The following is a 26,393-nucleotide window of genomic DNA, read 5'->3' as shown; positions in this document are numbered from 1 at the left end:
TCCGCTTTAAGGATGACTGTGTAAATAGTTTTCGATGCAGTTTGCGAGTTTAGTTAGCTCAAATTGATTAAATAGGCTGACCATATTTTGGATGTCATCGTTGTTTTCAATTTTTGCATCGAGCTCATCTAACTCGTCTTGTGCGAGACCAACATCTGTTTCTAAATTGTTGAGAACACAGGTAAGTTTTTGCTTGATTTGCTCTTTATTTATGGTGGCTGCAGGTGCAGCTGTAGCCTGCGGGGCGCCTGTGGCTAGTTGTTGATTGCAGGCGGCGATGGTGAGTGATATGTGTTTTTTTAGGTTGTTCATTTGCGCTATAGAGGGCTGCTCTTTTTGGCCGCATTGTTTTTCGAGTGTGGCTCCTAGGTTGGATAATTTTGTTGCGCCAATATTGGCCCCGCCGCCTTTAAGCGTATGACAAATGCGCTTTGCTACTACCCAGTCTTTTTGATCGAGGGCCTCGCAAAACGCTTTGTAGGTGTGCGTATTATTTTTGGCGAAACTTTGTAAAATCTTGTTAATTAACGAGGTGTTGTTTTTCAGTCGGGCGTTAACGGCTTGTAAATCTAATATTTGTGTACGATCGGTATCTTGTGAGGGCTCTACTGATGAGTGTTTTGCTGCGTCCTGATTTACAGGGGTAGCGATTTTAACACCTGTGAATTTTTCTATCTGCTCAATGAGTGTTTCGTAGCTGAAGGGTTTACCCATATATCCGTTGAATGCCGACTGAGAGAGTTTGCTCTTGATGTCTATTTCGTTATGCCCTGTCATGGCAATAATGGGCGTGCTGGAAAATGCTCTAATGGCGCGGGCTGTTGCAAAGCCATCTGGTTCGGGCATTTCGAGGTCTAGAAATATTACGTCTAGCTGTCGTTTTTTGGCGATTGCTATGCCGGCATTGCCATCATCAGCAAAGTCGACCACGCATTGGGTTTCTTCGAGGTAGGCTTCGGCGATATGTAAGTTGGACGGAGTGTCGTCAATAAAAAGAATATGTGGCTGTGACATGAGAAAACAGAGGCTCGTGTTCGGGTAACACTTAAAGTCTAGCCTCTGTTATGAAATGTGCTGCGCAGTTTGGTGTTTTAACGCGCAGCCCATTGGCTTAATCGCAGTATTGGCACAGGTAGGCGGTATCTATCGCTACGGTGACATCAAAGCTTGAATTTGCAGGTACTTCAAATACTTGGCCGTTGCGAAAGGTGCGCGCTGCGCTTTCGCCAGGCAGGGTTACAGTAAGCTCGCCCTGTACTACCGTCATGATCTCTTTCTTGTCGGTGCCGAAGGTGTAGTCGCCGGCGAGCATAACGCCAATGGTGGCCGGCAAAGAGCCAGAGTTAATGGCCATGGATTTTACTTTGCCGTCAAAATATTCGTTTACAGTTATCATTTTTGTCTCCTCTATAAAACGCGCGCCATTGTAGAATAACCGCCGCAATAGTCCACTAAGAATTCTAAGAGAGCGCAATGCCAGCGAAGCACCCTGAAAAAGATCGCAATTTCGACGATTTAAGCCAACGTTTTACCCGTAATATTTACGATACGCCCAAGGGACGTTTGCGTTTGGCTGTGTTAGAGCGCGACTTTGGGGTTATTCCTAATAACCCAGCTTTAGATGTTTTGGATGTTGGGGCCGGGCAGGGGCAGTTTGGCTTATGGTTGGCGCGCCAGGGGCACGGGGTAACTTTGGTGGATGTATCGGGTGAAATGCTAGCGAAGGCGCAAACGGCCGCTAAAGAGCAATGCTTTGCAATACAGCCTAAATTTATCCAACAAGATTTGTGGTCGCTATGCAAAGAAACTCCGCCTAATAGCTGCGATATGGTGGTGTGCCATGCGGTTTTAGAGTGGCTTGAACACCCGCTGTCGGCCATTGTGGAGCTTACAAAGCTTGTGCGTCCAGGGGGGTATGTGTCGTTACTTTTTTATAATGTGCATGGGCTGGTTTTTAAGAATTTATTACGTACTAATTATAAGCGTGTGCTTAATGGCGATACGAAAGGTCAAAAGGGCAGTTTGACGCCGATTAACCCGCTCGAGCCGCAAGCCGTATTGACTGCAGTGGAGCACTTAGGGTTAAGCGTTTTGGCACACAGCGGTGTTAGGGTTTTTCACGATTATGTACTTGATAGGGAGCAGCAGCGGCGAGATTACGACAGCGTCGAAGCGCTGGAATTGACCTTGTCTAACCAAGAGCCATACCGCGGATTAGGGCGTTATGTCCATGTGTTGGTGCAAAAGCCTTTGTAAATGGCGTCCCCAGCTGGAATCGAACCAACATCTAAGCCTTAGGAGGGCCTCGTTTTATCCATTAAACTATGGGGACTTTATTAGGTGTTTACCTTAACGGCCGGCAATTCTAGCAACCTTTAACGCGTGAGCCAAATGGTTGGGGCAGTTCATGGCAATGTTGTATTTTCTGTCGCCATTATGCTTGGTTTTCGTACTTGCTCGTTTCCAGCAAGGCCTGTACTTCCTTGTGCAGCTTGTTGCGGCCTAACAAAAGGCGCCAAACACTCCCGCCATTTTGCCGCCACAAAATAGAGGCCCGAATAGCTGCAAGTAATAGCGCCCTGATTTGATCGGCGACACGCTGTTGTTGTAGGTAGGTGTATTCCCCTTTGACCTGGATGCGGTAGGAAAAGGTGCTGATGGTTTTGCTGTATATATCGGCAATATTACTGATTACATTGTCGTGGCTAACGCCAAAGTGGGTGCTTTGGTGTTTAGCGTCGTGTAAGCGCTGGCCGACTGTTGCTAGCATGTTTTTGTTACGCAGTAGTTTGCCGGCAAGGTTGTTGATCCCCACGGCATAATTAATTAAGTCCTTTTGATGGCTGCCTATGCGTTCGTTGAGCAAGCTTTCTGTTGTGCCAAACCCGCGCTCAAGTAAGCCAAGGCTGCCATAGACGCTTAGGGTGGATTCGGGGCTGTCTTCAAATAGGCTTTTAATGCATGTTTCAAAGTCTTGGCTGTTTAAATAGCCTGTTCGGGCGATTTCTTTTACTAGACTAAGGGCCTGTAGCATGCCGGCAAGGGCAATGGCTTGATTTTGCAGAGCACTGTAATTCATTTAATCATCTGTATTGGCGGTGGGTTGCAATAATAAGCGCGTTATTGGGCGGCGTTGATAATAGCGCCACCTAAGCAGTGATCGCCATCGTAAAACACTGCGTATTGCCCAGGGGTTATGGCTCGTTGAGGCGAGTCGAAGCTCACTTTTAAACCGTTGACGGTTTGCCCCAAGTGGTTGATTGTTTGGTGAGGCTCTATTTTGCAGGCTTGGTCGGGCTGGCGGTAGCGCGTTTTTGCCGCCAACGTTTTGTTGGGGGCTATAGTGGTAGGGTTTATCCAGTGGCAAACCTCTGTTGTGAGTGTTTCAGCCATTAGCAGTGGGTGATGCTTGCCCTGAACAACAATCAGCTCGTTACTGGTGAGGTCTTTAACGGCAACATACCAAGGCTCTTCAGGGGCTCCTGCTACGCCGCCAATGCCTAGGCCTTGGCGTTGTCCAATTGTGTGGTACATCAGGCCTTGGTGGGTGCCGATGATTTTGCCAGTCTCTGTAACAATGTTACCTGGCTGGGCGGGTAAGTACTGGGCTAAAAAGTCTTTAAAGCGCCTTTCTCCGATAAAGCAAATACCGGTGCTGTCTTTTTTGTTATGGGTAATTAGGTCGTGCTGCTCGGCCAGGGCGCGTACTTTGGGTTTTTCGATATTGCCAATAGGGAAGAGCGTTTTTGCAAACTCTTTACCGCCTACCGCGTGTAAAAAATAGGATTGATCTTTGTTTGGATCTAGCCCTTTGTGTAGCTGTGTTTCGGCGCCGTTAATATGGGTGCGCGCATAATGCCCTGTGGCAATATGGCTGCCACCCAGCATTTCGGCATACTGCAAAAACACCTTAAATTTGATTTCGCGATTGCACAAAATATCGGGGTTTGGGGTGCGGCCCGCTTTATATTCCGCTAAAAAGTACTCAAATACGTTGTCCCAATATTCAGCGGCAAAGTTGGCCGTGTGCAGTGGAATTTGCAGTTTGTCGCATACGGCTTGAGCATCTGCAAGGTCTTGTTTGGCTGTACAATATTCTGTGCCATCGTCTTCGTCCCAGTTTTTCATAAATAGGCCTTCAACTTGAAAGCCCTGCTCTTTGAGCAGTAATGCAGAAACGGAAGAGTCTACGCCGCCGGACATTCCGACAATGACTTTATTGTTGGGTGTTTCAGGTGATGGCATAGGATTAGTTCTCTGTGTGGTCGTAAAGGCTGCAAAGTGGAAGCTTATCGCCTTGCTCAAAGCGCGTTATATCATTGAGTATCATTGGGCTACGTAAAGCATGCTTTAATTGCACGATTTCATCTTTCGTAAGCCATATTGCCTCTAGAATACCGTCGTCCAAATGTGCCGCTTCGTTGTGCTCGGTGGCGCTGGCAATAAAGCTAAAGCGGATATAGGTTTCCCCGTTGCTAGGGGCAACATAACGGCTAATACCGAGTAGATGCTCTATATTTACATGCCAGCGGGTTTCTTCAAGGGTTTCGCGCTTGGCCGCTTCAATTAAGGATTCGTCTGGCTCTAAGTGGCCGGCCGGCTGATTGTAAACTTCTTGGCCGTTGATAAGTTCTTTGACGAGTAGGTATTTTTTATCGCGACAAACGACCGTTGCTACAGTCACGTGAGGGTTCCATGTTCTTGTGGTGCTCATCGGGCGTCACCTTTGCCTTTTCTAGGTCTTCGCTTATTGGGTTGTGTAGACTTCGGTAGGTGAATTTGTTCTTCTCGGCTATCGCCGGGCTGTAAGTGGTCGAGCTTCCAATTGCCAATTTGGGCTCTCACCAAGCGCAGCGTGGGTAGACCAACGGCGGCTGTCATGCGTCGTACTTGTCGGTTTTTTCCTTCGGTTAGGGTGATTGCCAGCCAATGGGTGGGCGAGTTAGCGCGTTCGCGAATAGGGGGGGTCCGAGGCCAAAGCGAGGGTGGCTCGATTACTTTAGCAAGACAGGGCTTTGTTGGGCCGTCTTTTAACACTAAACCTTTGGCCAGCGCTGTTACAGCAGCTGCTGAGGGTTGACCCTCTACTTGGACCCAGTAGGTTTTAGGGAGTTTGAACTTGGGATTGGCTAATTGGTGCTGAAGGCTACCGTCGCATGTTAAAACGACAAGGCCCTCTGAGTCGTAGTCTAACCTTCCAGCCGCGTAATACCCTTTATAGCGACGGGTATCGATATAGTCGGATAGCGTCTTACGGCCCTCGGTATCAGTGAATTGAGTGAGGGTGTGAAAGGGCTTGTTAAGTAGAAGAACTGTCGCCATGGTTACGCACATTAAAAACAGTGCGCATTGTAACGGGCTGGCGAGTTAGTGCAAATTAAACGTGCTCATGCTCATCGGCATAAGCCATTGCTTCTGCATCTTCGTTGTGTGCTGCGCTGGTTGGCGTTATGGACCGCCCAGAAACCTCATCTGCTGCACGTATGTTGGCCGCATGTAGCCCCTTTTCCCCTTGTTGAAGATCAAACACCACAGATTGTCCTGCTTTAAGGGTGCGAAAACCGTCCATTTCTATGGCGGAATAGTGCGCAAAGATATCTTCACTATTTTCATCCGACAAAATGAAACCAAAACCCTTGGCGTTATTAAACCACTTCACTATACCTGATGGCATTTTTATACCTTTTGGTTATTTGTGATGTATTGTATTCACGATTGAATGCAACGTTTTTTTATTATTCTGGCTTCGGCAATCACAAAAAATTATTTGAAAAACCGAGACTGGGCAATAGTTGAACAATTTGTAATCAAGTCGAGCAGGGCTGTCAAGTTTTTGTTGCTAATTTCTCTAGTGTGCGCACAAGTTTGCGCTATCTGCGGTAATATTGACGCTAGTTTTCATCATTTGTGACGTGTATAGATCATGGGTAATCTAGAAAGACTTCAGCTACCATTAGGTAGAACGTGTGTGATTAAAGCTTCTTTAGAGCATGACGGTCAGGACGGCGATGTTGCGGTTGAAATAGAAAAACCAAAATTGAAACGTCCACCAATGTATAAGGTCGTAATGTTGAACGACGATTACACACCGATGGATTTTGTAGTGGAAGTGCTCGAGCATTTTTTTGGTATGGATGCTGAGAAAGCAACGCGCACGATGCTAACCGTGCATACTGAGGGTAGAGCAACCTGTGGAATTTATTCCAAAGATGTTGCAGAAACCAAGGCCATGATGGTCAATAAGTATGCGCGCGAGCATCATCATCCACTGCTATGCGAAATAGACGTTGTAGAGGATGGAGATCCTTAGAACATAAGGTAAAGCGACTATGTTGAGCAAAGAACTGGAAATGACATTAAACACGGCTTTTAAGGGCGCACGCTCTAAACGCCATGAGTTTATGACTGTCGAACATTTATTGTTGGCGCTACTCGATAACGAGTCGGCGGCAGCTGTATTGCGCTCATGTGGCGCCAATTTGAATATTTTGCGACAGGAGTTGCTTGAGTTTGTTGATTCAACCACGCCGCTAATTCCTGAGGCCGATGATCAGCGGGAAACGCAACCGACTTTGGGTTTTCAGCGCGTATTGCAGCGCGCGGTATTTCATGTGCAGTCTTCGGGTAAAAACGAAGTGACGGGTGCCAATGTATTGGTAGCCATTTTTAGTGAGCAAGAAAGCCAAGCTGTTTATTACCTTAAGCAGCAAAGCATTGCGCGCATTGATGTGGTTAATTACATCACGCACGGCATTACAAAGGTTTCTGGTGGTGCGCAGTCAGACCATCACGGCGGTGATTCTGCTCAAGAGCAAAACGACGAAGATGCCATTTCACCGGCTGGTGAGGGAGCAGCAACGGACCCGTTGGACTCTTATGCCACTAATCTAAATGAAGAAGCGCGGACGGGGCGAATTGACCCGCTCGTCGGACGCGACGAAGAAGTTGAGCGAGTGGTTCAAATCTTAGCGCGCCGGCGCAAGAATAACCCTCTGCTTGTTGGTGAAAGCGGCGTTGGTAAAACGGCTATCGCTGAAGGTTTAGCCAAAAAAATCATCGATAACCAAGTGCCTGAAATCCTCAGCAAAAGCGTGGTGTATTCACTTGATTTAGGTGCATTGTTAGCGGGTACTAAGTACCGTGGCGATTTTGAGAAGCGTTTTAAAGCGTTGCTCGCTGAGCTTAAAAAACGTGACCATGCAGTTTTGTTTATTGATGAAATCCATACGATTATTGGTGCCGGCGCGGCGTCCGGCGGTGTGATGGACGCCTCCAACCTGCTTAAACCTCTGTTAACGAATGGTGATTTACGTTGTATCGGTTCTACGACGTTCCAAGAGTATCGCGGTATTTTTGATAAAGACCGTGCGCTATCACGTCGATTCCAAAAAATTGATGTTGATGAGCCCTCGATTGATGATACCTATAAAATCCTTAAGGGCCTTAAAAGCCGCTTTGAGGAGCACCATAAGCTCAAGTACACCGATGGCGCTTTACGTGCAGCGGCCGAGCTTGCCGGTAAGTACATCAACGACCGCTTTATGCCCGATAAAGCCATTGATGTTATTGATGAGGCAGGGGCTTTCCAGCAGCTCCAAACGGCAAGTAAGCGTAAAAAGCAAATCGGCGTAAAAGATGTAGAAGAGGTGGTTGCCAAAATTGCACGCATTCCACCTAAAACAGTATCGTCTTCCGATAAAGACCTGCTAATGAAACTTGAGGATAGCTTGCGTATGACTGTTTTTGGCCAGTCAGATGCTGTTGATGCAGTTTCCTCGGCCATTAAGCTTTCTAGAGCTGGTTTGGTTTCTGGCGATAAGCCGGTAGGCTCTTTCTTGTTTGCAGGCCCTACGGGTGTTGGTAAAACCGAGTTATGTAAGCAGTTAGCGAGCGCTTTAGGCGTAGAGCTGTTGCGTTTTGATATGTCTGAATATATGGAGCGCCACACGGTATCGCGGTTAATCGGTGCGCCTCCGGGTTATGTTGGCTTTGATCAAGGTGGCTTACTAACCGATGCAGTAACCAAGCATCCGCACAGTGTTGTGCTTCTGGATGAAATTGAAAAGGCGCATCCTGATGTCTTTAATTTACTGCTGCAAGTGATGGATCACGGGAAATTGACGGATAATAATGGTCGTGCAGCAGACTTTAGGAATGTCATTTTGATTATGACGACCAATGCTGGCGCTGAAGTTTCAAGCCGCGCGTCTATTGGCTTTACTCAGCAAGATCACACTACGGATGCCATGGAAGTCATCAAAAAAGGGTTTTCGCCAGAATTTCGAAATCGCTTGGACTCCATTATCCAGTTCGGCGGCTTAAGCTTCGATGTGATCGAGACAGTTGTTGATAAATTCTTAGTTGAGCTGCAAAGCCAGCTAGACGACAAGAAGGTATCGCTGAATGTGACTGAGGAAGCAAGGAGGTGGCTTGCTGAGCATGGTTATGATGAAAAAATGGGCGCTAGACCGATGGCGCGTATTATTCAGGACCAAATCAAGAAACCATTGGCTGAGTTGGTGTTGTTCGGCAAGCTGTCGGATAAAGGCGGAAATGTGGTGGCATCGGTTAAAGACGGCAAGATCGTTTTGGAGACTGAAGGTGCTTGATGCCTGAGCTTTACCGAAGAAATAAAAAAAGGGGTAGCCTTGTAGGCTACCCCTTTTTTTATGAATCTACTTTAGCGGGCGCGGTATGTGATGCGGCCTTTGCTGAGATCGTAAGGTGTCATTTCAACCTTGACCTTGTCGCCAGTTAAGATGCGGATGTAGTTTTTGCGCATCTTGCCTGAAATGTGAGCGGTTACAACGTGCCCGTTTTCAAGTTTTACCCGGAACATTGTATTGGGAAGGGTATCAACCACTTCGCCTTCTAATTCAAAATTGTCTTCTTTTGCCATTCGGCGAAGTCCTCATTTAGTCGCTAATTGGCGCTATCAGACAGCGCCGCTACCTCAACCGCAGGAGGCGGTTTTATTGAAGCGCGCAATTCTGCCTGAACTTGGCCCGATAGCCAAGCTTTTAGCGTGAAAACAACGCAGATTACAGCAAATAGGCGGAAATCCGAGCGCGAGTAGACAAGTTTAACCCTAGAAACCGTAGTTGAGAGTCAAAATATGCGTATTCCCTTGGTGTGCATGGTGTGTAGTAAAAATGTGTAGTAACCCCCATGGACGGCAATGTCATTAACTTAGCGGCAGCCGACAATTTTTCTGGACTCGCTCAAGCCACTCCATGGACGCTCCGCACGCGCTCCCAGCGCGTGACGGTCCTGAAAAATCACCGCCTACCGCCTACCGCTTAACTTGCCTTAAGTTAAGGACATTGCCATGGACGGGGGAAATGCAGATCACGCGGGAGCGGTTATCTGTCACCTTATTGGTAATGAATCATTTTTATCGCGCGCGAGGTGCGCCAGCGGAACGCGTAGACTTTGATGGTTCAACTGCGGTTTTTAGGTTCAAGCGTCTGGAACGCTTGCGTAGCGACCAGGGATGGCTTGAGTGGCCTAGAAAATGATCAGTTTGTCGACCTATTTGAGCACGGCTGAATAGCTACCATGGTTTAGCTGCGGCTTTAGGTTTACTGTTTAGACTCATGTTAAAGCGTTATTGACGCTGTCAAAAATATGCGCTGAGTATCTACTTTAGTCGCAGGTGCCCAAAAGTAAGCGTATCGAAAATGCGTTTTGATTTGTTTGAGGTTGGGCAGTTTAATGTCGATGTCCAGCGCTTTGCCAAGAAAATGCGTACTGTTATAGCGCGTAAAATGATGCGCAAAGACGGCAACTTTATAGTTTCCGTATGAGTATTGGCCTTGAAGGCTATTGTCGGTTACGCCTTGTTCTGGCGTTGTCGTGAACTGGTCGGCAAAGCCCTGGAAGTCGTGCAGAGATGCCATCGGGGTGATGTAAGGGGTGTTATCTTTGCTGCCGAGCTGTTCTTGTTCAATAGCGAATAGCCATCGGTGAGTATTGACCGCACCTTTAAACCGTGTGTACGGGATATGGCTAACTTGGCTACGCTGTTGAACGCTAAGGTCGGCTTCGATAAACGCTTTCGCCGCGCCAAAGGCGTACCGCCATTGGTAATTGGCGCCAAGACTACGGTAGTTAAGCGCGGGAACACTGAGGTTGTTATTGTCGATGTAGTAAATACCGAGCTTATTGAAATCCAATATTGTCGTTTTCAAAGCGGCAGCAAATGTTTTTAAGTCGTGTTCTCCGCGTAAATTTGCTGGTCGTATCCCGTTTAAGTCAGAAAAGTTATTATCCGAAGGTTGTAACCGTGTGCTCGCTTTGGGGCCTGTGATGCGGTGCGCCTTTGATAGGTAATTAAGCTGCAGCGCACTAGACATGCCGACAGCATAATTAAGCTGGGCGGCATCAAAGGTTTGCTCGTTTTGCCAAAATCCGTTGCCGCCTAAATGGCGTTGGTTTTCAAAATGAACACGCTGTTTACCGATTTTTAGCTCGAGAGCTTGCCAATGGCCTTTTACCCAGGCCTCGTTCACTTGGGTGCTAGGCGCGTCAGGTATTGTCGGCATGGCATTAAAACGTACGCCGTCGCTGTGCTTATCCTGCCAACCGGTAGCAATGTGGTCGAAGGCGACTTTACCTTCAAGTGTTTTGCTTAATGGCTGCTGCCAACTTAATCGAAGCCGGTAAGAGGCTGCTTGCCCAGCGTTGAGCTGTTCCATTTGGGCTAGCCGCCCCCTTAAGCTCAGGGCAAGCGGTTGTGTTGTGGCGCCGGCTTTAGCTTTAGGTTGAGCGGGTTGAGCATAAGTGTGAGGGCTGAAGGGGAGGTAGGCCCACAGTGCCATTACATACAAAAAAGCCTTAAGGGTTAACGGCTGTGCGATCAGGCGGCTGTGCTCAGCCATGGTAATTACTTCCTTTTGCGACGGTTGTTGGGGAACATGCAGCGACGCACCTTAGCGAAGGATTTTTATGGTTGCAATAGCGCTAGCTGTTATTGCCAATCTTCTGCGTTGCCGTCGTGAAAAGTCGTAACATGAGTGAGTTGATCCATCCTATCGTATAGCTCGTCGGGCATCGGGTTTTGCCGCACATCTAAGAACGCAAGCGCAGGCAGCCGAGTAATGTCCATAGTCGGTAGCTCGTTATTGAATAGATACAGTTTGTTAAGTTGGCTGAGTCGTTGGTAGCTGAATTCCTCTATGCGGTTGTTGTTGGCTCTTATTGTGGTTGCCGCCGGAAGATTGAGGTGCAGGAATTGCAGGTTTGCGCTGAATACAAATAGCTCCTCCAGCGCGGGGTGTGATAACTGCAATTTGGTCAGCGGATTCTTTGCAATATTGAGTTTGCGAAGTTTGGTAAGTGGCGGCAGCTGTAAGTGTTCAATATTATTGTTGAATAAAGATAATTCTGTCACTTCCACAAATTGCTCTAAGCCCTGAATGCTCGAAATCTTTTTGCTGTGGCACTTTATTTGGGTGACTTCTTTAGTCGTTTTCCAGTGGTGCTGTGCTTGCGCTTTTTGTAGGCACTTGCGTAAGTTCGCATCGCTAATGTATTGCAGTGCAGTGGCAAAGGCGTCATCGGGGTTGGCATAGGCCGGAGCACTGAAGAAAGGCAATACAATCAGCGTTATCAGCGGGATAAACTGGTTAGGTGTCAATGTGAGCTTCCTCCATGCGTATGCACGGCCCTGAAGCAATAACGTGATCGCTGGGTTCATCAATAGCGGAGCCGCCTTCCTCCTCGGCGGATAACAACAAACTGTGTGCATCTGTAATCAAGCGCCATTGGGCAATACTAAGCTCCAGGGCTTGGGTTGGTGTTTCGAGTACGGCAATGGATCGGTATTGACCGTCCCTTTTCGATTTTGCCCACAATTGCATAGCGCGCTGTGGTTGTTTGGCGGACCATTGCAGTGTTAATCGTTTTTGACCTTCAAAGCTTGCCGCAGTAATGACTGGCGAGCCCTTAGCATCAGCCAAAATGGCGAGATAATCTGGTGGTGGCGACGAAGGTGGAGAAAGCAACAGCACAAGCGTAATGATGCAGAAGCTCGCGAAAGAGGCGCCTGCAATTGCGGGGGTTAACCATTGAGAGCGATATTTGGGTTGTGCGCCAAGCCGTTTGTTAATGGCTTGCCAAGTTTCGGGTTTGGCGGGTGTGTCAAGGCTTTCGGTGTTTAGTGATATGAGTTGTTCCTGCCAAAATAGTACCTCGTGTTCAAGGTTGGTATTGGTCTTCATGATGGCCTCAAACAGTGTGCGCTTGATGCCTCGCAAACTACCTGTCACGTACAAAAACGCCCATTTATTGTAGGCGTTTAATATTGCATTAGGCATTTTCGGAGGTTCTCCTGTGCGCGGTGAAGCCATGATTTTACGGTGTTAACTTTCGTTTTGAGTTGCGTTGCGATCTCTTCGCGACTAAAGCCTTTTAAATAAGCCAGCTTTACACTTGCCGCTTGGGTTTCGCTAAGGCCGTTGATACATAAGGCCAGTTGTTTTGCGTTTTCGTTTTTGAGCAGATTTCTCCAAGGGCCGTTATCGCAGTGAGGTTCGGCATCCTCGTCTTGAATAAAGGTTTGTTGGTAGCGTTTGTCTTTAGCGATGCGGTCTAGTGCGCGGTAGCGAATAATGCTTGTTAGCCACGTGAGGGGCTTTGAGCGCTCGGGTTGATAGCTGGATGCGTTATGCCAAATTTGTACGAATGCATCTTGCAAAATATCGTTGCTGGCATCTTGATTCCTGACCATCGCCAAAGCAACGCCATTGAGGTAGGCGTTAGTCATGCTGTACAGCTTATAAAACGCTTGCCTGTCGCCCAGTGCTGTCAGCGCAATGAGCGCTCGCATCTCACTTTCTTTATCTTCTTTGTTCATGCCGTTGTCTTAATGTTTTTGTCCCGTGCAGTGTATACGTCTTAATGGCGTGGAAAGTTGCAGTGTAGAAAAAACGCTTTGTTGTGATGGGCGGCATGCGAATGATCCGTGCCACACCGCGATCGATGTCTATACTAAAATTATTCAGTATTGATTTATCACATTAAGGCCATCAATGACCTCAACGTTTAGCGCGTCCAACAACTTAAAACACTTTGCTGAACACCTTGTACAGGTGAATCGCCAAATGCCGGTCGTTTTCACCGCTAACCTTGTTGCAGCCGATGGGGAGCTGCTTGCTAGTGCTGGCCAAGCGTTTGACCAGCAGGTGGCTAGTTGTTTAAACACCCCAAAAGAGCTGCCCAATTATCTGGCCATAATTGGGGTTGCCCAACCGCTAAGTGCACAGCAGCTGCTTGCAGATATCACTCAGTTTGTTGAGCAGGATCAGGCGTTGCTAGAGCTATCTGAGCGTCACATAGTATTTGATGACTTTAAGCCATTAACGCACCGAATTGAAGAGCTAAAGCCCGTTGTGCTGCAACTAACAGTGCTAAAGATCCAGCTGCCCCTTGTCTACGAGCAAGCCTTGTTTTGCGCTTGGCTTGGGGTCATGTTGATGCAAAAGTTTAATCGATCATCGAGTGATGTTTTCCATATATTTTTATTGGCCTTGGTGCACGATGTGGGTTTGCTGCATGTGCCTGTCGAGTACGTTAAAAGTCGAAAAAGATTCAACTACAAGCAGCTGAAGGTGTTGCAGCTTCATACCATTGCTGGCTTTGAAGTGATGAAAATGGTGTCTAAGGTGCCGGAAGATATCCTAAAGGCTATTGCCGAGCACCATGAGAACCTTGATGGCACGGGTTACCCGCTAGGTAAAGTGGGCAATACAATTGGCCGCTTTGGTCAATGTTTGAATTTTTTAGATGCTATTAACGCAATTTACAATAAGCGGATAAAACCTGGAGAGCGCCCATTGCGGGATTTGATCCCGATGATTCAAATGAACGGGCACAGCCGCTTTGGGGTACTTGGTAAGAAGCTCATTGAATGGCTAAAGGAAATGCCGGCTCCCAAAGTGCGGGCGGTGCCAAATGTCTTGATACCCTTTTTGATACAAGCTGTCCGTGACCGCAATGGCTACATCACCAGCTGTGTCGATATTATGGATCAACTATCAAAGGAGGTGGGGTTTCGCCATGGCGATCAGCGAGTCTTTGCGCTGCAAAACACCATTATTCATATCAATATTTCTATTACGCAATCGGGCATTATTAATGTCGCTTACATGCGCTGGTTAGACCAAGTTGAAGCCGAAGGCTTAGCGCATGCCTATCGCGAAATAGAAGATGTGTTCCTGATGATGCAAGAGGTGGTTTACCATATTGGTAAGCTGCGAAATCAAATTGAGTACTTTCTGACGACACCCTGCGAAACGGACGAAGCTTATAAGCTAAGTCGCGGTCTTGAGCGCTTAGAGCGTGTAACTATGCCGCGTATTCACCCTAATCTTGAAATTTTGTGGATTGCTAACGTGCATTAAGTTGTAATACGGCCCAGCTATTTTAACCAAATAAGGGCTTTAGTTACGTGACCCCACCCAGCGATTTCCTGAATGTTGCCGCCATCCAAATGGTGAGCACTTCCATCCCTGACGACAATTTAGTGCGCGCTGAAAAACTGATTGCTCGCGCTGCGAAAGGCGGTGCGGAGTTAGTGGTTTTGCCAGAAAGCTTTGCATTAATGTGTGGCGAAGATACCCGCGTAATCGCCGAAAAAGAGGAGCAAAGCTCCGTGATTCAACACTTTCTAGCCGAGCAAGCGCTTCGCCATAAGCTATGGCTTGTGGGCGGCACCGTTGCGCGCATTAATCCCATCATGCATGGCCTAAAATTATTTGATGAGACATCTGAGCCCGCTTGTTCGCCCAAGGCTTATGCGGCGGTGCACACCTTTAACCCAAATGGTGTTTTGGCTGGCCGATACGATAAAGTCCATTTATTCGATGCTGGGGTGGATGATGGTGTGGGGCAATATTGCGAGTCGAACACCATTGCTGCCGGCAAGCATCTCGGTGTGGTGGATACACCGTGGGGCAGGCTGGGGGTTGGCGTGTGTTATGACTTGCGATTCCCCGAGTACTTCAGGTTGTTACAGCAAGCGGGCGTAGATTTCATTGCTGTGCCATCCGCATTTACCTATCAAACCGGGCTTGCCCATTGGTCTGTTTTACTTAGGGCAAGGGCCATAGAGAATCAATGTGCAGTTATTGCGGCCAATCAGGGCGGACAGCATAGCGCAAACCGTAAAACCTTTGGCCATAGTTGTGTAATTGATGCGTGGGGGGCGGTTCAAACTATGCAGCAAGATTTAGGTGAGGGGGTTGTGCATGCCCGTATCGATATGCAGGCACAAAAGGCACTGAGGCTAAAAATGCCTGTGCTTGAGCACCGCCGCTTAAAGGAAAATTGATCGGCGTCAAAAACTGGTTTTGCTGGCCTTTTATGCTGTTATTGGGCGTACTTCTTGAGGTGCGCGCAATACCCCGTATGGGAAATGGCAATAAAGCGAGGGCGTATTATGCCGATGGATTTTGTGATTGGGTTAAGCTTGGTTGTGGTTGCTGCCGTGCTGGTAGGTATGGGCTACGCGGTACGTTATGTGGCAAAGCATATTAAAGAGGATGCTGCGCGTGCCGAACAGCAGCCACGCGCTAAGGGCTAATTTGCGAGCTATTTAGGTCTCGCCGCTTGGTGCAATTTGGTGGTAGTTTTGGTTGCTGAGCCAAACGCTTTGATATGGCGATAGCTCTAGGGTTTTTTGGTCACGCGTGAGTTGCGTCGATGTGAGTAAATCCCACCATGCATCGAGTTCTATTAGGTTGATGTCGCTAAGCGAAATGCTTTGCGCTTGATCGCTGATATTGTTTATGCAGAAAATGCTTTGTTGTCGGTTGGCGCATTGACGCCAAAAGGCAAAGATGTGATCCCCTAGGTGCAAGGTAAATTGAGTCGCATTAGGGTGGAATGCCGGCTGACCTTTACGGATAGTTAATAGATTCTTTAATTCTGCAAATACTTGAGCGTGGTGACTGTCAGAATCCTCTAGTGCATCTTGAAGCGCACTTAAGTCCCATTGGTGGCGATTGATGGCGCGATTGTGGCCGGTATTTTCGGCGCGCTGATAATCGTTGCTGGTGCCAAATAAACTGTGAACATATATGGCTGGCACACCCTCGATGGCTAGCATAATGGTGTGCGCGCTAATAAACCGTGCTAATTGATGGCCGTCGTCGGCATGGGTAAATGTGCTTTTAAAGGCATCCCAAAGAGCGATATTCAGCTCGTAGGGTTTCATGGTGTTGGCATCAACGGAACGCCACGATATCTTCCCTCCATTGCGCTCCATCAACTCTGCGAGCGAGTGAGTTTCCTCACTACTGAGTAACCCTTCGGCTGGCCGCAAGCCAATACCGTCGTGACTGGCAATAAAGTTAAGGTAGGCGGTGCCCGCTTGCGCCGGCGGCATCGACATTAGCCAGCCCTTTAAGGCCTTTGCATCGCCACTGACTAAGGTATGCAACAGCAGCGGCGGCAGCGAAAAGTTGTAAACCATATGGGCTTCGTTGGCGTTGCCAAAATAGGAGATATTCTCGCGGTTGGGAATATTGGTTTCGGTAATGATGATAGCTTCAGTGTTGCAGTGTTCGACCAGTGTGCGTATCAGGCGGATGACTTCGTGTGTTTCTGGCAAGTTAATACAGCTGGTTGAGATGTCTTTCCATAAAAATGCTACCGCATCTAGACGGAAAATCTTAGCGCCTCGATCGAGGTAAAAGCGAATGATTTTGACAAATTCCAGTAGCACAAGCGGGTTGGCAAAGTTGAGATCCACTTGATCATGGCTAAAGGTGCACCAAACGTTTTTCTCACCGGTGGCCGTTTCGGTAGGGCGCAATAGCGGTGAAGTTCGGGGGCGTGTAATGTGGCTTAGGTCGTGGCTGGGGTCGCCTTCAACAAAGTAGCTAGCGCCCGGCTCAATGCCTTTTTTGAAGTTGTCGAACCAGCGGCTTCGAGATGAACAATGGTTAATGACAAGGTCTGTCATCAGGTTGAAGTCACCCGCAATGGCTGAAATATCATTCCATGTTCCGTGGCCTTCGTTCACCTGCAAATAGTCTATTACGGCAAAACCATCATCTGAGCTCCAAGGGAAAAAGGGCAGGATGTGCACGCCGTTGACAAAGCCTGTAAGGTTGGCGCGCAGGAACTGTCGGAGGGTTTTTAGGGGAGCTTCGCCTTCGGTTTTAATGCTGTCGCTGTAGGTTATTACAATAGCGTCTTGCTGAGTCCACGGGTTGTGGTGTGGCTCGGGGGTGGCGATAAACTCATCCAGCCGCATATTGCGTAATATCTCATGCGTTAAATCGCTATTATCTTCGGTGGAATAAATAACATTTAAGTGGGCTTTAACGCGTTCTGCCAAGTCTTCAAAGGCGCTCATGGCGAAAACTCCTCCATGTCTTGGCTTACAGCCTCAAGCATTGACTGTTGTAGTTGCGGTAAAGCGCTGCTTACGCGGTTCCAGCTAGGAATAAACGGGCGCTCCATGGGGTTATCCAAGAACGCTAAGCCGGCTTTAAGAATATTGGCGGCAAACAGCTCAACGGCTTGTTCTTCTTTGTGAATATCCATGGTTAGGCCATTCATCTGCGCATCGTTGGCATAGGTTTCGATAAGGTCGAGCGCTATGCGAAAATAGGTCGCTTTTATTGAGCGGAAAGTTTCGCTGGAAAATACCACGCCATTGGTCGCGAGCTTACGAAATATCGCCTTTGAAATGTCTATCGACATTTTAGATAAGCCAGCTTGGTCGTTATCGGTCGAGAGGTTTTGGTGTTTGTGGTCGTAGGTGTCGGCGATATCAGCCTGACAGATGCGGTTGGTTGAATAGTTGCGCTTCATTTCAGCCAATACACCAATCTCAAGCCCCCAGTCGCTGGGTATGCGAATATCTTGTACTGAGTCAGTACGCATCGCAAATTCGCCAGCCAATGGATAACGGAAGCTGTCGAGGTACTCGAGGTATTCTTGCGGACCAAATATTTTGGTGAGGGCGCGCAGAAGAGGGGTGACAAGTAACCGGCTAACGCGGCCATTCATTTTACCGTCGGCAACGCGGGCGTAGTAACCTTTACAAAAGGTGTAGTTAAATTGTGGGTTGGCAATAGGGTAAATTAGCCGTGCTAGCAGGTCGCGTTTATAGGTGACAATATCGCAATCGTGCAAGGCTAAAGCACTGCTTTCTTTGGAAGCAAAGGCATAACCAAAACAAAACCACACATTGCGCCCTTTACCTGGGTCGCCAATGGATAAGCCAGCATCAATAAGTTGCTGATGGGCTTTTTTCAGACGAGGCCCGTCGTTCCATAACACCTTGTAGTTTTGTGGCAATTGAGAAAAAAATTGCAGGGCTTTTCGGTACTGGCTTTCATCAGCTTTGTCGAGGCCAATAATGATTTCATTCAGGTAGGGTACTTTAGCCAGCTCTTCCACGATGGGCTGCATAGCGGGGCCTTCTAGCTCGGAGTATAAGCAAGGTAGAACGAGGCCTAGCTTTCGCTCATGGCTAAATGCTACAAGCTCTTTTTCAAGCTCTTCTACCGGGCGGCGGGTTAAGTTGTGCAGTGTGGTAACTATGCCGTTTTGATGAAATTCACCCATGGTTATTCTCCAGTATTTTCATTATTGCGCTATTCCAACCGGCTGGCCCGTATGCGCTTGTGTAGTGAATGTTTTGATGTTCAGCAGGTAGTGCTGGGAAGTCTCGCGTGGGGTTGTTAACTACAACCGCGGTATCGGCTTTGGTCAACATGGAAACATCGTTGGTGCTGTCGCCCAAAGCTATAACGTGCGCATTAGGCATGTGTAAAACTTGTAATAAATGGTTGATTGCGCGTTGTTTGCTCACGCCGCGGCTCAGCGCGTGATAAAAACGGCCGCCTTGTACAATATCAATATTGAATTTCTTAGCCGCGCGCTCGAACTCGTCAAATGCAGGTTCCTTGCCTTGCCACAAGAAGGGCTCGCTATAGCGTCGATCTTTCGCGTTGGCGGCTTCCTCGATGCTTAATCCAGTTTGGCGAGCAACTTCTTCGATGCTCATGTCGTGAAACCCCCAAAATTGGAAGCGGGAATCGCGTTTGAGTAGCTGTAGCTTCTCGATAATTAAGGGGTAGCGTGGGGCTAGGTCGATAACCTTGCCTTCGGGGAGGGCAATCCCTGAGCCATTTTCACAGATGATTGGCGTTTCTAGGCCAATATCTTTGATTAAATGCAATGTTTCGGAAAATGTTTTACTCGTGCACGGAACAACGGGAATCTGGCGTCGTTTGGCTTCTTCCAAAGCGGGTTTGGCGTTGTGCCAACTGTAATCGTGGTGATCAAGTAGTGTTCCATCTAAGTCGGAAACGATAATAAAGGGTTGCTCTTGATCTTGGTTGTGATGCATATAGCTACCTTCGTGCCCTGTTTAACAGGGCACCCAAATGGGCTTGCAAAGGCTATTGCATAAATGGTGCCGAACTCCGAAAGAAGGGGGTGGTTGGCTTTTTTTTGATCTATGTGGCGCTTGTCTCAGCGGTATAATAATTCGATCGCACCATTATGGTGCGTCCTGGTTGGCGGTAGTGAATCTAGTTGGTGCCAAAAACAGGGGCTAACTATTGGCCCATTCAGATTCCGCCCAAGACCAAATTGATGGCCATTCGCCTGGTTGTTGAACGCCATCGCACCAGTAAATCACTTGATCTTCGAGATCGAGGCAATAGTACCCATCAGCTGTTTGGCAAACGGGTAGAAGCTCTCTTGGTAGGCCATTTTCCCAGGCATGACTAGCGACGTCTGGTAGGTACGTATGTGAGCTAGAGTCGTTTACGGTTACAGGCTCTAATGTGCCGATAATGAGGTCTGAGGCTGTTAGCAGAAATTCGCGAAAGTCGCCGCGAATTTGAACGTAAATCATTTCTTCGACTTCAAGAATGTCATCGTCATCGGGTAACTCCAAGCCCACAAGGGGTTTTTGGTGCGCGGCTTTCAATATAGGAAGGGTTGATTCTTTGTCTGCCATAATTGTTCTTTACCTGTTTGAGTTGACCCCTATCTTGGGTGTGAGCACAAAAAATCAAGCCACTACCGTGACGGATGGGCTAAAACACTTCTAAAATGAAGGGGATCTCGCTATATTGGGGCGCTAATTTAGACAGCTATAGGTGAAAAAACCATTACAGTCATCGAATTGGCGTAGGCTCTTTGCAAGGAAGAGCCATAGAAGCGCCGTCGATAGCTTGGAAATCATCGAGATAAATCAATAATAAAAACCAAGAGCAGGCAGGAATTGCATTATGCGCTTAATCAAATGGTCATTCGGACTCGTCATCGGTTTGGTGGTGTTGGTCGCAGTCGCTCCCATTGCAGCAAAACACTACGCGGTATACTGGTTTACTGAGCAAGGTTACGAGGCTCAGATTAAAACCGTCGGTTTTAATGCAGTTACCGGTAAGTTAAGTATTGCCGGCTTGGATATTCGCAAGAGTAATGAGCAGGGTATACGCATTGATTTACTGGAAGCGCATATCAAATTACCCGAGCTATTCGGCCAAGAAGCTGTAATTCGGCGTTTGCGCACACAGGGGCTGCGCTTGGACATCGGCGCGCTTGACACTAACTTTTCAGAGTTCACAACCCCGATTGAAACATTTGTTAATCGGCACATGCCCGCGTGGCGTTTTGAGATTATCAGCTCTTTAAACGAGCATCTTGAAGTGTGTAGGACAGGCGCGAGCCCCAGTGGCAAGGCGCTTTCGCAATGCTTTAGTATCGGTAGCTTTGCTTTGCGTGATGCCACAGTTCAAAACACTAGCAAGGGCTGGCAGCTATCAACGCGCTCCACCTCCCATCTCCAGCGCATGTATTTCAAAGATCACTTTAATGGTACTTCGTTGTTGTACCTTGGCGATGCCAAGATCCGCGATGTGGTTGCCGATCAAACTGAGCGCCGAATTGGACAAATAGCGCTAAAAAGCTTTCACCTAGTTGAACGCAGTGAAATTGAAACCCAGCGTTTAGATACTCCTTATCAAACACAGCTTAATAGCTTATTGGTTAACGATATTGTAGAGACGCGTTCGCGCGATCAAGTACGCTTACAGTTGGGTTTGGTTGATGCTACAGCGTTAAGACAAACGCTACACAAAGATCACAACGCTGCGTTCGTGATTGTTGAGCGCTTGCGCGAAGTGTTTCCCTCTTTAGATTTGGCATTAAGTGGTGAGTCGGCAGGGCCGAATGTTATTGTCGAAGTAATGAAAACCCGCGTGATTGATGGCGGCATTGCGTGGCTTGACGACTCTGTTTCTCCGCCGGCACAAGAAGCCCTTACTGGGCTGTCTTTAGAATTAGGCCCGATTAGCAGTGCTCAGCCTGAAAAACGTTCACCGGTGACTTTTATTGCGCGCTTAAGCGATGGCGGAGAAATTGTTGTACGAGGCCGCTTGGCACCGTTTGCTGAACATCCCAATTTTGATGTTGATGGCCATGTTAAGGGTTTGGACTTAGCTAAAATCTCAGCTTATACCGAGACGCTTTTTAATGAAAGAGTGCTCCAGGGGCGCGTAGATGCTAAATTTAGGGCGCAAGGACAATCGTCAAGTATTCAAGGTGATGCTTCTGTGCGTTTGAGCGATATGTCTACTGGTGGCGGCGCCAGATTGAATGGTGTACTGAGTTTGCAGGATTCGTACTCGGCCCTAAAAGATAGAAATCAATCGGTGGATTTTGAGGTTTTCTTCGACTTTGATTTGCTGAAAGTAAACTCTCTAAGCGAAGCTTTAGGTTATCGAGCCAAGCGAACGCTCAGTGATTTGGCGCAAGGCATTACCCCGCAGCGGCCAGCGAATAAGCCAAAAGCAGCACAAGGCATGGTATTTGAGCCGCTTAAATACAACCCGAGTGAAACTGAGTTGATGGGCGGGCAGGCGATACGCTTTAAAGACATTACGGTGTTGGCCAAGGAAAACCCCACTAAGATTTTGTCTTTGTGCCCAGTAACCACTGGTGGCGAGTGGGCTGGGCTTTATCGCCAAGGCAAGCCGTTAAAGTCGTGGGAGCAAATTTCCTCTGCCGAGAATGAGCACTTGCTCAATATGTCTAAGCGTCGGGCCAAAGCTGTATCCAAAAAGCTGGATGAAATGGGTGTTTCAAAAAAACGTGTTAGGTTTTGCGAGCCAACACTCAAGTTAACGGATAACGGCCCATCATTTTTATCTGCGGAGCTTAAATAGCGGCTCTGCCTTTTCAGTTAGGCATTTAGGTGATTGCTAAATTAGCGATCACCTAAATGTTTTTGATCTTAAGCGTTGCATAGTCAACCCTTGACCCCATAGTCTTTTGCATTTGTTAATCTAAATAGCGTTATTTATGTCTGATCTTGTGATTCCTGGGGCCGAAGAAGTCCTACCACTCAATGTTTTTACTGAAAAAGCGTACTTGGACTATTCCATGTATGTCATTCTTGATCGCGCCTTGCCGCATATTGGTGATGGCTTAAAGCCGGTTCAGCGACGCATTGTGTATGCCATGAGTGAATTGGGGCTGAAGTCGACGGCCAAGTTTAAAAAGTCAGCGCGTACGGTCGGGGATGTTATCGGTAAGTTCCACCCGCACGGCGATTCGGCTGCCTATGAAGCCATGGTGTTAATGGCGCAGTCGTTTTCGTTTCGTTATCCACTGATCGATGGGCAGGGCAACTGGGGGTCGCAAGACGACCCTAAGTCGTTTGCGGCGATGCGTTACACCGAGTCAAGGCTGACTAAATTCTCTGAAGTACTGCTAAGCGAGCTGGGTCAAGGCACGGTGGATTGGCAGCCTAACTTTGATGGCACGCTTGATGAACCGGTGGTTCTCCCTGCGCAGGCCCCGTCGGTTTTGCTGAACGGCACCACGGGTATTGCCGTGGGCATGGCGACGGATATTCCCCCGCACAATCTGCGTGAAGTGATTGATGCCACTATTTTGTTGTTGGACAAACCCAATTCAAGCGTTGAAGACTTGTGCGAGTTTATTCAAGGCCCAGATATGCCGACCGACGCCGAGATAGTAACGCCGCGAGAGGATATTATTAGCATGTACAAAACTGGCCGCGGCAGCATTAAAATGCGCGCGCGCTGGGAAACCGAAGATGGCGACATTGTTGTTTCCTCCTTGCCTCATCAGGTGAGTGGCAACAAAATTCTTGAGCAAATCGCGCAGCAAATGCAAGCTAAGAAGCTACCAATGGTGGCCGATTTACGTGATGAATCGGATCATGAAAACCCCACTCGTTTAGTCATTGTGCCGCGTTCGAATCGCATTGATGTCGAAGGGGTAATGAACCACCTGTTTGCTACCACTGATTTAGAGCGCAATTACCGAATCAACATGAATGTGATTGGTATTGATGGGCGCCCAGCGGTTAAACCCTTAAATACCATGTTGGGCGAGTGGCTAGAGTATCGCGCAGAAACTGTTCGCAAGCGCCTTCAGCACAGGTTGGATTGGGTTAATCGCCGATTACATTTGTTAGATGGTGTTTTAATCGCGTATTTAAATCTGGACGAAGTGATTCATATCATTCGTACGGAAGATAAACCAAAGCAAGTACTTATGGAGCGCTTTGAGCTTTCGGAAGAGCAAGCGAACTACATTCTTGATACCCGCTTACGACAGTTGGCGCGCTTAGAAGAGATGAAGATTCGTGGTGAGCAAGAAGAGCTTGCCGTCGAAAAAGAAAAGCTTGAAGGCTTGCTGGGCTCTGAGCGCAAACTTAAAACCTTGATCAAAAAAGAATTAAAAGCCGTAGCTAAAGAGTACGGTGATGATAGGCGCTCGCCCATTGTGACGCGCGCGGAGTCTAAAGCCTTTAGCGAGTCTGATTTACTCGGAAGCGATCCAGTAACGGTGGTGCTCTCTGATAAAGGCTGGATTCGTGCAGCCAAAGGTCACGATATAGACCCTAATGGTTTGAATTACAAAGCGGGCGATAGCTTCAAGTTGTTTGTTAAAGGTAAGAGCAATCAGTCTGTCATGATGATTGATTCGACAGGGCGTAGTTATTCTTTACCTGCGCATACCTTGCCTTCTGCTCGCGGGCAAGGCGAGCCAATTACCGGCCGCTTAAATCCCCCGAGTGGCGCCGCCATTGAGGCGCTGATTATGGGCAACGATGATCAATCGGTGTTGCTCGGAAGTGACGCCGGTTATGGCTTTATTGCCAAGCTTAGTGACCTTCAAACTAAGAATAAGGCAGGCAAGGCATTGCTATCGTTACCTGCGGGGGCCAAGGTGTTAACCCCTCGTTTTGTCACGATTACAGAAGAAACCTACTTAATTGCTGTGAGTAACGAAGGCCGGATGTTGGTATTCCCGATTGCAGAATTACCCGTGCTGGCCAGAGGTAAGGGCAACAAAGTGATTAGTATTCCAAGTGCACGGGTGCAGTCTCGCGAGGAGTTTATGATTGATGTGGTCGCTTTTGTGCCAGGCCAGAGCTTAAAGGTATGGGCCGGCAAGCGGCACCTTGCAATGAAGCTTTCGGATATGGAGCATTACATTGGCGAGCGTGGCCGGCGCGGGCATAAACTGCCCAGAGGGTTTCAGCGAGTAGACCGTTTAGAGGTGGTTTAAACCATTGTTTTAAAACATTAGGCGCAGCGGGCTGCTAGAAAGGATTAGTATTACAGCCTGCTGGGGTTTCTTTGGTACACTCCGCGCCAATTGTTTGCTGAGATATTCGTTATCTTATTATGTAAGGTTTTTTGTGTATTTAAGGCTTTGTTATTACAAGGCCTTACGTTTGTTGTTTAAGGTGTATTGATGTTGTTAAAGATGTTGCGAGAAGGTTTGGGGCGGGTTTTAGTGTTTGGTGATTGGGTTTCGCGCCCCAAACCCATTAAGCGTAACGAGGCACAGCAGCAAGCCGCCAATATCGATGCGCAAGGGTTATCGTTATATCAGTTTTATGCGTGCCCTTTTTGCATCAAAGTTAGACGTAAAATTCACGCTTTAAACGTCCCAATTAATGTGTGTGACGCGCAAAATGATCAGCGTAAACGGCAAGAGTTAAGCATCGAAGGCGGTAAGTTAAAAGTTCCGTGCTTACGAATAGAAGAGCAGGGCAAAGTGCTTTGGATGTACGAGTCGAGTGACATTATTAATTACCTCAATCAACGTTTCGGTTCTGTATAAATCCTATGCTTCAAGCTTTTGACCCCGTATCGCAGCAGCTAATCCAGACATTGGTTAATTTGGTGAATCGCTCTACCGGCGTGGTCGATGGTGCCAGATTGCCAGTGTCATCCCAATTTGCTGGTAGCTATGTTTATGCATCCCCCAACAGCCGTCGAGTTTGCCATGATGCACTTAAACCGCTGGAGGATATGGGCTTAATCGAGTGCGGCTGGCACCTTAAAGTGTTAGAAGACTTTGAAACACTCAAGCATATTCACGTACCACGAGGTAAAGCTTTTTTAGAGTACCTAAGCATAGCGCCGCAGGTTGATATGGTGGCCAATGCGGCAACAACCTTACTTGAATTAAAGTGTGGTGTGGATTGGATTGATCATAAGATCAATGAAATTGGTGAACGCTGGCGTTTAGGTGCCCGCTACTTATCGTTAGGGCCAGAGCATATTGCGCAAGTTGTGATAGCCGCAACTGTGGCCAAAAAACTCGCTAAAGAGCCATTGCGTGGGCGAAGCATTCGGGCGTTAAGCCTAGATTGGTTTGGTGCTGCCCATATGCTTGACGAGCATAAACAGGTTATTACACTGTTTTGTGAGTCCAAGATTCACCCAGCAGCTAAAGAGCTCGATTATGAAGATCAGCTGGCCAGCTTAGGGCTAATCCATAGTTCATCACTGCTCCATTTGAGAGGCCCGTTTGATGCAATTTGCGATGACGATAAGCTGATTGATGTTGGGGGGTGGTCGGGTGCGGCCTTGTGTGCTGAGTTTATACGCGGCTTTGAGCGTACATCGGTGCCTGACTACGTGTTAACTATCGAAGATCTTACTTTGTATCAGCGCTATATTGCTGCAGTTCAAGATAATGGTTTGGTGGTTTATGTTGGCGATTTCCCCACGTCGCGTACGCTCAATTTTTACGAAAAGTTGGTCGATAAATTACCGCCTGAGGTGGCTCTATACCACTGGGGTAATATTGATTTGGCGGGTTTTAAATCGCTGTTGGCACTGCAAAGTAAGTTATTGTTACGCCGTGTGCTGCCTTTCAATATGGGGGCGGAGCAGTTGCTGGCAAACCCTGCACCTGGTGGGCCGTTAGGTTTAAGCAAACTGCGTAAATTGGCTTTTAGTTGCCAAAAAGAAATTAGAGACACGCTCATTGGTATTGCAAGTTTACCCGAAGAAAAGGTGCGTGAATGCCCAAGCGATTGCATGCCCATTCGCACCCCTCATAGCGATGAACCACTCGCCTAGTTG

The 26,393-nt window shown here is 47.8% G+C and carries 26 protein-coding genes and 1 tRNA gene; 10 read left to right on the top strand and 17 right to left on the bottom strand.

All coding sequences use genetic code 11. The features are described 5' to 3' along the window. Nucleotides 1-6 precede the first annotated feature (6 nt). Both MARGE09_RS16355 and ppnP read right to left on the bottom strand, forming a co-directional pair. Entirely contained in the window at nucleotides 7-1,014 is a 1,008-nt protein-coding gene (locus MARGE09_RS16355; RefSeq protein ID WP_236983688.1) for a response regulator, read from the bottom strand. A gap of 97 nt (nucleotides 1,015-1,111) precedes the next feature. Continuing rightward, entirely contained in the window at nucleotides 1,112-1,396 is a 285-nt protein-coding gene (gene ppnP, locus MARGE09_RS16350; protein ID WP_236983686.1) for a pyrimidine/purine nucleoside phosphorylase, read from the bottom strand. A gap of 77 nt (nucleotides 1,397-1,473) precedes the next feature. On the opposite strand from ppnP, the gene MARGE09_RS16345 reads away from it, so the two are divergent. After that, nucleotides 1,474-2,256 carry a methyltransferase domain-containing protein gene (locus tag MARGE09_RS16345; RefSeq protein ID WP_236983678.1) on the top strand — a complete coding sequence of 261 codons (783 nt, stop codon included), beginning with the start codon at nucleotides 1,474-1,476 and terminating at the stop codon, nucleotides 2,254-2,256. Between the two features lies 1 nt (nucleotide 2,257). On the opposite strand, the gene MARGE09_RS16340 is transcribed toward MARGE09_RS16345, so the two are convergent. From MARGE09_RS16340 to cspD, 6 genes are all read right to left on the bottom strand, one after another. Continuing rightward, nucleotides 2,258-2,332 (bottom strand) — tRNA-Arg (locus MARGE09_RS16340). A gap of 102 nt (nucleotides 2,333-2,434) precedes the next feature. After that, nucleotides 2,435-3,079, bottom strand: a complete 645-nt coding sequence (hflD, locus tag MARGE09_RS16335; protein WP_236983676.1) for a high frequency lysogenization protein HflD — start codon at nucleotides 3,077-3,079, stop codon at nucleotides 2,435-2,437. 41 nt (nucleotides 3,080-3,120) lie between these two features. After that, the gene (mnmA, locus tag MARGE09_RS16330) at nucleotides 3,121-4,245 is read right to left on the bottom strand and encodes a tRNA 2-thiouridine(34) synthase MnmA (RefSeq protein ID WP_236983674.1); all 1,125 of its coding nucleotides are present in this window, start codon (nucleotides 4,243-4,245) and stop codon (nucleotides 3,121-3,123) included. A gap of 4 nt (nucleotides 4,246-4,249) precedes the next feature. Beyond that, on the bottom strand, nucleotides 4,250-4,714 hold the full coding sequence (locus MARGE09_RS16325) for an NUDIX hydrolase (RefSeq protein WP_236983672.1): 465 nt from the start codon (nucleotides 4,712-4,714) through the stop codon (nucleotides 4,250-4,252). Next, on the bottom strand, nucleotides 4,711-5,322 hold the full coding sequence (locus MARGE09_RS16320; protein WP_236983670.1) for a pseudouridine synthase: 612 nt from the start codon (nucleotides 5,320-5,322) through the stop codon (nucleotides 4,711-4,713). Before MARGE09_RS16320 ends, MARGE09_RS16325 begins: the two co-directional genes overlap by 4 nt. A 55-nt stretch (nucleotides 5,323-5,377) precedes the next feature. Then, nucleotides 5,378-5,674 carry a cold shock domain-containing protein CspD gene (gene cspD, locus MARGE09_RS21645; protein WP_275068727.1) on the bottom strand — a complete coding sequence of 99 codons (297 nt, stop codon included), beginning with the start codon at nucleotides 5,672-5,674 and terminating at the stop codon, nucleotides 5,378-5,380. Between the two features lie 249 nt (nucleotides 5,675-5,923). Between cspD and clpS the strand changes: the two genes are divergently transcribed. Continuing rightward, nucleotides 5,924-6,310, top strand: coding sequence for an ATP-dependent Clp protease adapter ClpS (gene clpS / locus MARGE09_RS16310; RefSeq protein WP_236983668.1), 387 nt, complete (start codon nucleotides 5,924-5,926; stop codon nucleotides 6,308-6,310). 19 nt (nucleotides 6,311-6,329) lie between these two features. Continuing rightward, nucleotides 6,330-8,609 carry an ATP-dependent Clp protease ATP-binding subunit ClpA gene (clpA, locus tag MARGE09_RS16305; RefSeq protein ID WP_236983666.1) on the top strand — a complete coding sequence of 760 codons (2,280 nt, stop codon included), beginning with the start codon at nucleotides 6,330-6,332 and terminating at the stop codon, nucleotides 8,607-8,609. Between the two features lie 71 nt (nucleotides 8,610-8,680). Here clpA and infA read toward each other — a convergent pair whose 3' ends face one another. The 5 genes from infA to MARGE09_RS16280 all read right to left on the bottom strand — a co-directional run bounded on the left by infA (nucleotide 8,681) and on the right by MARGE09_RS16280 (nucleotide 12,856). After that, the gene (gene infA / locus MARGE09_RS16300) at nucleotides 8,681-8,899 is read right to left on the bottom strand and encodes a translation initiation factor IF-1 (RefSeq protein WP_236983664.1); all 219 of its coding nucleotides are present in this window, start codon (nucleotides 8,897-8,899) and stop codon (nucleotides 8,681-8,683) included. Nucleotides 8,900-9,599: 700 nt separating this feature from the next. Beyond that, nucleotides 9,600-10,880: a hypothetical protein gene (locus tag MARGE09_RS16295; protein WP_236983662.1), complete on the bottom strand. Its 1,281-nt coding sequence runs from the start codon at nucleotides 10,878-10,880 to the stop codon at nucleotides 9,600-9,602. 89 nt (nucleotides 10,881-10,969) lie between these two features. After that, nucleotides 10,970-11,638 carry a leucine-rich repeat domain-containing protein gene (locus MARGE09_RS16290; RefSeq protein ID WP_236983660.1) on the bottom strand — a complete coding sequence of 223 codons (669 nt, stop codon included), beginning with the start codon at nucleotides 11,636-11,638 and terminating at the stop codon, nucleotides 10,970-10,972. Next, nucleotides 11,628-12,317 carry an anti-sigma factor gene (locus tag MARGE09_RS16285; protein WP_236983658.1) on the bottom strand — a complete coding sequence of 230 codons (690 nt, stop codon included), beginning with the start codon at nucleotides 12,315-12,317 and terminating at the stop codon, nucleotides 11,628-11,630. Before MARGE09_RS16285 ends, MARGE09_RS16290 begins: the two co-directional genes overlap by 11 nt. Further along, entirely contained in the window at nucleotides 12,299-12,856 is a 558-nt protein-coding gene (locus MARGE09_RS16280; protein WP_236983656.1) for an RNA polymerase sigma factor, read from the bottom strand. The genes MARGE09_RS16285 and MARGE09_RS16280 overlap by 19 nt, the downstream gene beginning before the upstream one ends. Nucleotides 12,857-13,031: 175 nt before the next feature. Between MARGE09_RS16280 and MARGE09_RS16275 the strand changes: the two genes are divergently transcribed. The 3 genes from MARGE09_RS16275 (at nucleotide 13,032) to MARGE09_RS16265 (ending at nucleotide 15,583) form a co-directional block, all read left to right on the top strand. Beyond that, complete coding sequence (locus MARGE09_RS16275) at nucleotides 13,032-14,402, top strand: HD-GYP domain-containing protein (protein WP_236983654.1); 1,371 nt, start codon at nucleotides 13,032-13,034, stop codon at nucleotides 14,400-14,402. A gap of 47 nt (nucleotides 14,403-14,449) precedes the next feature. Beyond that, nucleotides 14,450-15,331 carry a carbon-nitrogen hydrolase family protein gene (locus tag MARGE09_RS16270; RefSeq protein ID WP_236983651.1) on the top strand — a complete coding sequence of 294 codons (882 nt, stop codon included), beginning with the start codon at nucleotides 14,450-14,452 and terminating at the stop codon, nucleotides 15,329-15,331. A gap of 108 nt (nucleotides 15,332-15,439) precedes the next feature. Further along, nucleotides 15,440-15,583 (top strand): hypothetical protein, encoded by a 144-nt coding sequence (locus MARGE09_RS16265; RefSeq protein ID WP_236983649.1) that lies wholly within the window; start codon nucleotides 15,440-15,442, stop codon nucleotides 15,581-15,583. 12 nt (nucleotides 15,584-15,595) lie between these two features. Here MARGE09_RS16265 and MARGE09_RS16260 read toward each other — a convergent pair whose 3' ends face one another. From MARGE09_RS16260 to MARGE09_RS16245, 4 genes are all read right to left on the bottom strand, one after another. After that, nucleotides 15,596-17,362, bottom strand: coding sequence for a sugar phosphorylase (locus MARGE09_RS16260; protein ID WP_236983647.1), 1,767 nt, complete (start codon nucleotides 17,360-17,362; stop codon nucleotides 15,596-15,598). After that, a complete protein-coding gene (locus MARGE09_RS16255) occupies nucleotides 17,359-18,582 on the bottom strand; it encodes a glycosyltransferase family protein (protein ID WP_236983645.1) in 1,224 nt (407 codons plus the stop codon). The genes MARGE09_RS16260 and MARGE09_RS16255 overlap by 4 nt, the downstream gene beginning before the upstream one ends. After that, on the bottom strand, nucleotides 18,575-19,369 hold the full coding sequence (locus MARGE09_RS16250; protein ID WP_236983643.1) for an HAD-IIB family hydrolase: 795 nt from the start codon (nucleotides 19,367-19,369) through the stop codon (nucleotides 18,575-18,577). The genes MARGE09_RS16255 and MARGE09_RS16250 overlap by 8 nt, the downstream gene beginning before the upstream one ends. Nucleotides 19,370-19,576: 207 nt before the next feature. Beyond that, nucleotides 19,577-19,987: an SMI1/KNR4 family protein gene (locus MARGE09_RS16245; RefSeq protein ID WP_236983641.1), complete on the bottom strand. Its 411-nt coding sequence runs from the start codon at nucleotides 19,985-19,987 to the stop codon at nucleotides 19,577-19,579. Between the two features lie 274 nt (nucleotides 19,988-20,261). Here MARGE09_RS16245 and MARGE09_RS16240 point away from each other — a divergent pair, with 274 nt between their 5' ends. The 4 genes from MARGE09_RS16240 to MARGE09_RS16225 all read left to right on the top strand — a co-directional run bounded on the left by MARGE09_RS16240 (nucleotide 20,262) and on the right by MARGE09_RS16225 (nucleotide 26,390). Further along, nucleotides 20,262-22,199 (top strand): DUF748 domain-containing protein, encoded by a 1,938-nt coding sequence (locus tag MARGE09_RS16240; protein WP_236983639.1) that lies wholly within the window; start codon nucleotides 20,262-20,264, stop codon nucleotides 22,197-22,199. Between the two features lie 136 nt (nucleotides 22,200-22,335). Next, nucleotides 22,336-24,579 carry a DNA topoisomerase IV subunit A gene (gene parC / locus MARGE09_RS16235; protein ID WP_236983637.1) on the top strand — a complete coding sequence of 748 codons (2,244 nt, stop codon included), beginning with the start codon at nucleotides 22,336-22,338 and terminating at the stop codon, nucleotides 24,577-24,579. A 189-nt stretch (nucleotides 24,580-24,768) separates the two neighbouring features. Continuing rightward, complete coding sequence (locus tag MARGE09_RS16230; protein WP_236983635.1) at nucleotides 24,769-25,140, top strand: glutathione S-transferase N-terminal domain-containing protein; 372 nt, start codon at nucleotides 24,769-24,771, stop codon at nucleotides 25,138-25,140. A gap of 5 nt (nucleotides 25,141-25,145) precedes the next feature. Further along, nucleotides 25,146-26,390 (top strand): Wadjet anti-phage system protein JetD domain-containing protein, encoded by a 1,245-nt coding sequence (locus MARGE09_RS16225; RefSeq protein WP_236983634.1) that lies wholly within the window; start codon nucleotides 25,146-25,148, stop codon nucleotides 26,388-26,390. Nucleotides 26,391-26,393: the final 3 nt, after the last annotated feature.

The sequence above is a fragment of the Marinagarivorans cellulosilyticus genome (genome assembly GCF_021655555.1).
Taxonomy (GTDB): Bacteria; Pseudomonadota; Gammaproteobacteria; order Pseudomonadales; family Cellvibrionaceae; genus Marinagarivorans; species Marinagarivorans cellulosilyticus.
The sequence above is the reverse complement of the archived record's forward strand: the minus strand, read 5'-3'. Positions and strand labels throughout refer to the sequence as shown.